Origin of the sequence: Streptomyces sp. NPDC050263 (genome assembly GCF_040655955.1) — a bacterium.
Lineage (GTDB): Bacteria > Actinomycetota > Actinomycetes > Streptomycetales > Streptomycetaceae > Streptomyces.
In genome coordinates this window covers 35820-42094 of the sequence record NZ_JBFAKW010000080.1, presented here as the reverse complement: position 1 = coordinate 42094, position 6275 = coordinate 35820, and the positions used below count along the sequence as shown (strand labels likewise).

6 protein-coding genes are annotated in these 6275 nt (G+C 72.9%); 3 read left to right on the top strand and 3 right to left on the bottom strand.

Translation table 11 applies throughout. The features are described 5' to 3' along the window. Window positions 1-89: 89 nt before the first annotated feature. The gene (locus tag AB0J04_RS29800) at window positions 90-1598 is read right to left on the bottom strand and encodes an MFS transporter (RefSeq protein WP_363171663.1); all 1509 of its coding nucleotides are present in this window, start codon (window positions 1596-1598) and stop codon (window positions 90-92) included. A gap of 87 nt (window positions 1599-1685) precedes the next feature. Here AB0J04_RS29800 and AB0J04_RS29795 point away from each other — a divergent pair, with 87 nt between their 5' ends. Continuing rightward, window positions 1686-2102 carry a MarR family transcriptional regulator gene (locus tag AB0J04_RS29795; RefSeq protein ID WP_363171662.1) on the top strand — a complete coding sequence of 139 codons (417 nt, stop codon included), beginning with the start codon at window positions 1686-1688 and terminating at the stop codon, window positions 2100-2102. A 17-nt stretch (window positions 2103-2119) separates the two neighbouring features. Here the strand turns inward: AB0J04_RS29795 and AB0J04_RS29790 are convergent, their stop codons facing one another. Together AB0J04_RS29790 and AB0J04_RS29785 are read right to left on the bottom strand one after the other, a co-directional pair. Continuing rightward, window positions 2120-2863 (bottom strand): maleylpyruvate isomerase family mycothiol-dependent enzyme, encoded by a 744-nt coding sequence (locus tag AB0J04_RS29790; RefSeq protein WP_363171661.1) that lies wholly within the window; start codon window positions 2861-2863, stop codon window positions 2120-2122. Between the two features lie 50 nt (window positions 2864-2913). Next, entirely contained in the window at window positions 2914-4125 is a 1212-nt protein-coding gene (locus AB0J04_RS29785; RefSeq protein WP_363171660.1) for an MFS transporter, read from the bottom strand. A gap of 176 nt (window positions 4126-4301) precedes the next feature. On the opposite strand from AB0J04_RS29785, the gene AB0J04_RS29780 reads away from it, so the two are divergent. Both AB0J04_RS29780 and AB0J04_RS29775 read left to right on the top strand, forming a co-directional pair. After that, window positions 4302-5201 (top strand): SCO3242 family prenyltransferase, encoded by a 900-nt coding sequence (locus tag AB0J04_RS29780; protein WP_363171659.1) that lies wholly within the window; start codon window positions 4302-4304, stop codon window positions 5199-5201. A 107-nt stretch (window positions 5202-5308) separates the two neighbouring features. After that, a complete protein-coding gene (locus tag AB0J04_RS29775) occupies window positions 5309-6178 on the top strand; it encodes a sugar phosphate isomerase/epimerase family protein (RefSeq protein ID WP_363171658.1) in 870 nt (289 codons plus the stop codon). The last annotated feature ends 97 nt before the right edge of the window (window positions 6179-6275 follow it).

The window sequence follows — 6275 nt, the reverse complement described above, 5'->3', positions numbered from 1 at the left end:
GTAGCTCCGCTACGAGGACTCTCGCCCGGCACACCGAGAGCACGCACCGAACGCCGCTCCTTCTCCCACGGAGATCCATCAGAAGCCCCCTAGTCGCGAACCCCCGCCCCCGCCGTCTCCGCCTCCGTCTCCGCCTCCGCCTCCGTCACGGTGGACTTGGCGACGACGACCGAGCCCCGGTCGCGCCGGGTGCGCAGGCCCGGGAGGGTGATGAGCAGGCCCGCGGCGGCGATCAGCGTCACCACCGTCAGCCCGGGGCGGTAGCTGTCGAGGACGGCCTGCGGGGTGGCGTCGGCGGGCGCGCCCGCGGTCACCACGGCGGTGACCACCGCCAGGAAGATCGCGCCGCCCACCTGCACCGACGTGTTGAGCAGGCCGGAGACCATGCCCTGCTCGTGGTCCGGCACGCCGTTGGTGGCCTGGATGTTGAGCGAGGGGAAGACCAGCGCGCAGGCCGCGCCGATCAGCAGCATCGACGGCAGGATGACGGCGGCGTAGACCGGGTCGAGATCGACGCGCAGGAACAGCGCGTACCCGGCGACCATGAACGCGAAGCCCACCGCGATCAGGCGCGGGGTGCCGAACCGGTCCACGATCGAGCCCACCTTGGTCGAGGACACGGCCACCAGCGCGCCGGCCGGCAGGAAGGCGAGCGCGGTGTGCAGCGCGGACCAGCCGAGCAGCGTCTGCATGTACAGGGTGGCCAGGAACTGGAAGCCGATGTACGAGCCGAAGAAGGTCATGGCGCCGAGCTGGGCGCGGATCTGGCCGCCGGACCGCAGCACGCCGAGCCTGATCAGCGGGCCCGCGGAGCGGAGTTCGACGAGGACGAAGACGGTGAGCAGGACGGCGACGGCCAGGAAGGACAGCAGGGTGCGGGCGGAGGTCCAGCCGGCCTCCGGGGCCTGCACCACCGTGAAGACCAGCAGCAGCATCGACGCGGTGCCGAGGACGGCGCCGGGGACGTCGTAGCCGTTGTGGTCCTTCTCCCGTTCGCTGCGCGGCAGCAGCTTCAGGCCCGCCGCCAGCGCGATCAGGGCGATCGGCGCGGGCAGCAGCATGGTGAGGCGCCAACTGGCCTCCGTGAGCAGGCCGGAGAGGACCAGGCCCATCGAGAAGCCGGTCGCGGCGCAGGTGGTGTAGATGGCCAGCGCGCGGTTGCGCAGCGGGCCCTCCGGGAACGTCGTCGTGATGATGGACAGCCCCGCCGGGGCCGTGAAGGCCGCGCTGAGGCCCTTGATGAACCGGCTCGCGATGAGCAGCGGACCCGAGTCGACGAGGCCGCCGAGCACGGAGGCCAGCGCGAAGACGCCCAGGGCGATCAGGAAGACCTGGCGGCGGCCCAGCAGGTCGGCCGCGCGGCCGCCGAGGAGGAGCAGGCCGCCGTAGCCCAGGATGTAGCCGCTGACGACCCATTGCAGGGTCGAGGTGGAAAGGTCGAGGTCGGAGCCTATGGACGGCAGGGCGACGCCGACCATCGACACGTCCAGCGCGTCCAGGAACATCGCGGCGCACAGCACCAGCAGGGTGCCCCACAGCCGGGATGTCCAGCGGCCCTCGGTGGGTGGGGACGCGGGGGAGGGGAGCGGAGAGGTCATGTCGCAGAACAGTACATGTGCATGCATCGAATGCAAGCGCATTTAATTCCGATGCAATAATTTCCGTACTCTGCTACGGTGCGCCCCATGGCGGCGGAGACGGGCGGGACAGAGGCCGAGGGGGAGGCCGAGCAGGCGCTCGTCGAGCAGTGGCGGGACATGCTCGCGCTGCACGCGCGCACCCAGTGCGAACTCGACCGGGCGCTGCATCAACACGGCCTGTGCGCCAGCGACTTCGAGGTGCTCGACGTCCTCGCCGAATCAGGCGCGCCGGACGGCTCGTGCAGCTACCGCGTCCAGGAGATCGCCGAACGGGTCCATCTCAGCCAGAGCGCGCTGTCGCGGCTCATCGCCCGGCTGGAGAAGGACGGTCTGGTCGAGCGCGGCCTCTGCGCGGAGGACCGGCGGGGCGTGCGGGTGGCGCTGACCCGGAAAGGGCGCGTGCTGCACGGCGACGTACGGCCGGTGCAGCGCGCGGTGTTGACCCGGATGCTGACGGACTGACCCCGGGAGACGGTCGGTCAGACGGCGGACGTCTCCCGCCACAGTGCGGCCAGCGCGGCGTCCCCGGTCGCGGCGGGGAGCGGCAGCCGGTTCCACAACGACAGGTAGAGCTGCGCCGCCGGTCCGGACACCTCGCAGTCGGCGTCCCCTTGCGCGGTCCGCTCCGTCACGGCCGGTTCCGGCGACAGGCGTACGGTCCAGACGGCGTCGGCCGTGTCCGTCGCCCGTACCCGCAGGACCCGGGGCTCCTCGGTGCGCACCCTGCTCCTGTCGCGCGCGTGGAAGCCGCGCAGCAGTTCGTCGACGCCGTCCGCGGCGAAGTCGACGGCGAGGTCCCGGGCGATCTCCTCGGGTCCTCGGCCACGGGCCGACTCGGCGTCGACGCGGTGCACGGCCGTCTCGTGCGCCTGTCGCCGGGCCCAGAACGCGAGCGGCGACGGCGCGGGCAGGAAGTGCCAGCAGCGCAGGTCGGGCGAGGCGGCGGACAGGGTGTCGACGAGTCGGCCGTGCCCCTCGCGGTACCAGTCGAGGAGCGGGTCGCCGTCGAGGTCCGGCCGCTCGGCGAGAGGATGGAACGCAAGGCCTCCCTCGGCCACGAACGACGCGGCCCAGCGGTGCACCGCGCCCGTGTGCCGCAGCAGGTCCCTGACCTGCCAGTCGGGGCAGGTCGGCACCTTCGCGTCGGGGCCCGCCTGCGCCGCGGCGGCGGCCAGCGCGCGGCCCTCCCGGTCCAGGACGCTGATGAACTCGGCAGTCTCCATGTGGGGGAGTCTGCCGGATGGAGTGCGGCCGAGGGGAGCGGCGACGCGGTTCAGCCGAACGTCGCCCGGCGCGTGGTGAGGCCGATCGCCGCGGCTGCCGCGGCCAGCAGCGCCACGCTGGTGAGAGCTGTCGGAAGGGAGAACCAGTCGGCCATGAAGCCGATCGCGGGCGGGCCCAGGAGCATGCCCCCGTAGCCGAGCGTCGAGGCGATGGCGACTCCGCTCGGGCCGGCCAGCGCCCCGGCGCGCTCGACGGCGACCGGGAAGAGGTTGGCCAGGCCGAGGCCCGCGATGCAGTAGCCGACCAGCGCCGCCCAGAGGGCGGGAGCGAGGGAGCCGAGCAGCATCCCGGCCGCGGCGACCGTGCCCCCGGCCACCACCGTGCGGGTGCGGCCGAGCCGTTCGAGAAGGGTGGTGCCGGTGAGGCGGCCGATGGTCATGGCGAGGGCGAAGCAGGAGTACCCGGCCGCGGCGACCCCGGCGGAGGCGCCCAGGTCCTGTTCCAGGTGCAGAGCGCCCCAGTCGGCGAGGGCTCCCTCGCCGTAGGCGGTGCACAGGGCGATGAGTCCGAACACGACGACGAGTCGGCGCGTGCGGGCGGGGGTGCGGGTGGTCGGGTGGCGCGGGTCCGCCTTCGCGGGCGACGGGACCCCGTCCGCGGGCCGCGTGTCGGTGGTGGGTTCCGGCGGTCGGGGCGCCTCGTGTCGGAGCAGTGTGGGTGCCGTGAGCGCGGTGACGAGCAGGCCGACGATTCCGAGGGCCAGCAGATGGCGGGTCGGCGACAGGGAGCCCGCGACGAGCCCGCCGAGCCCGGCGCCGAGCATGCCGCCCAGGCTGAAGGCCGCGTGGAAGGTGGGCATGATCGGCCTGCGCAGCGCCGCGACCAGATCCACGGCGGCGCTGTTGAACGCCACGTTGATGCTGCCGTAAGCCGCCCCGAACAGCAGCAGGACGGCGCCGAGCGCGGCCACGGAGTGGGTGAGCGGGGGGAGGGTGACGGTGAGGGAGAGCAGGACCGCGCAGACCACGGTGACCGGGGGGCTGCCGTAGCGGTGGCAGAGGCGTCCGGTGAACATCATCGTGATCACCGCGCCCGCGGAGACACCGAGGAGCGCGAGTCCGAGCGTGCTGGGGGAGGCGCCGGTCTGGTGCTTGACGGCCGGGATGCGCACGACCCATCCGGCGAAGATGAAGCCGTCGAGGGCGAAGAACGTGGTCAGGGCGATACGGAGGCGGGTCAGATCGTTGCCGTAGCCCGGCACGACGTTGTGCGTTCGGGTTTTGTTTATTTGCGGCACAAAATGAGGCTAGGGGGTCGGTCCAGGCTGAACAAGAGGGCCCGGACGCGTGCGTGTTCGATAGGGCGCACACGCGGCTTCTTCACAGAAGTGATCAGGGGGAGGCATATGAGAGTCAAAATGTTGGAAGTAGTCCGATCATGCATGGCACGAACGATTTCCGTTCTCCCCCACGCCTTGCCGATCTGGCGCAGCTGATCCGCATGCCGGCAGCATTGAGCGTGCCCGGTGACGTCCTCGCCGGCGCGGTCGCGAGCGCCGGAACGCCCCGGCCCCGCATCGTCGCCACGATGGCTTCCTCCGTCGCCCTCTACTGGGCGGGAATGGCGCTCAACGACTACGCGGACGCCACCGTCGACGCGGTGGAGCGACCCGGACGACCCATACCCTCCGGGCGAGTTGCCCGCCGCACCGCGCTCACCACCGCGTGCGGGCTCACCGCGGCGGGCCTCGGCCTCGCCGCTCTGGGCGGCGGGCGGCGGGCACTAGGGGTGGCACTCCCGCTGACCGGGCTGGTCTGGGCGTACGACCTGGGCCTGAAGTCCACCCCGGCCGGGCCCGCGGCCATGGCGGGAGCCCGGGCGCTGAACGTGCTGGCCGGAGCGGACCCCGGCCGCCGGGCGGCCGCGCTGCCGGCGGCGTTGCTGGTCGGCGCGCACACCTGCACGGTCATGGCGCTGAGCCTTCACGAGGTGTCCGGAGCGCCGCGCACCGTGCCGGTCGCCACGCTGGCCGGCAGTACCGCAACCGCCCTGGCCGCCGCGGCACTTCCCACCTGGAGACGGCGCGGTCCCGCCGCTCGGATCGGCGCCGCCGCCGGCGCGCTCGGTTACCTCGCCACCTACGGGAGCGCGCAGGCGCGGGCGGCGCGGGAGCCCTCCGCGGACAACGTCCGCGGCGCCGTCGGCACCGGGATCCTGTCGCTGATGCCCCTTCAGGCGTCGCTCACCGCGGGCGGCGGGGGCGCGGCCCTGGCCGCAATCCTGGCCGTGGCCCACCCACTGGCACGCCGCCTCGCCCGGAAGGTTTCGCCCACATGAGCACGGGCTCGGGCGGTGCGTATGCGGGTGGGGCCGACGTCGGTGAGGCGGGTAGCGGTGGCGTGTGTAGTGGTGGCGTGAGCAGTGGTGACGTGTGTAGTGGTGGCGTGAGTACGGGTGACGTGGGTCCCCGTCCCGCCGGTGGGCTTCGGTTCGGGTTCGGGACCAACGGGTTCACCCATCACCGGCTCGACGACGCGCTGACCGTGCTCGCCGACCTCGGGTACGACTCGGTCGGGCTCACCCTCGACCACGGTCACCTCGACCCGTTCGCCCCGGACCTGCCGCGCCGAGTCGCCGCTCTCGCAAGACGGTTGGAGCAGCTGGGGCTGGCGGTCGTGGTCGAGACCGGCGCGCCCTACTTGCTGGACCCGTGGCACAAGCACCTCCCCACCCTGATGTCGGCCCCCGGGGCCGAGCGGCGCGTCGACCTGCTGGCCCGCGCCGTGCGCATCGCGGCCGAGCTGGGCGCCCCGGCCGTCCACCTGTGCAGCGGCCCGGCCCCGCAGGGCGTGTCGGCGGACGAGGCCTGGAAGCGGCTGGCCACGGGCTGCGAAGAGGTTCTGGACCTGGCCCGCGCCAACGGTGTGGCCCTCGGCTTCGAGCCCGAGCCGTACATGTTCGTCGACACCGTGGAACGCGTCCTGGAGCTGCGCGGCCGGCTCGGCGACCCCGAAGGGTTCGGCGTCACGCTCGACATCGGCCACGCCCACTGCGTCGACGACCTCCCGCTGCTCGACTGTGTCGCACTGGCCGCCCCACACCTGGTGAACGTGCAGATCGAGGACATGCGGCGAGGCGTCCACCAGCACCTCGAACTCGGCACGGGCGAGATCGACTTCCCGCCCGTGCTGGCCGCCCTCAAGGACTCCGGGTACCGGGGGCCGGTCTCCGTGGAGATCCAGGGCGCGGCGCTGGACGCCCCCGAAGTCGCCCGCCGCTCGCTGGAGTTCCTCAAGGCGGCCGAGCCCTTCTGACGCCACGGCGTTCCACCGCCGCGTCAGGCACCGCCAACCCCTGCGCACCGCCAACCCCTTTGCGCCACCAGCCCTTCGCACGGCCAACCCAACACCC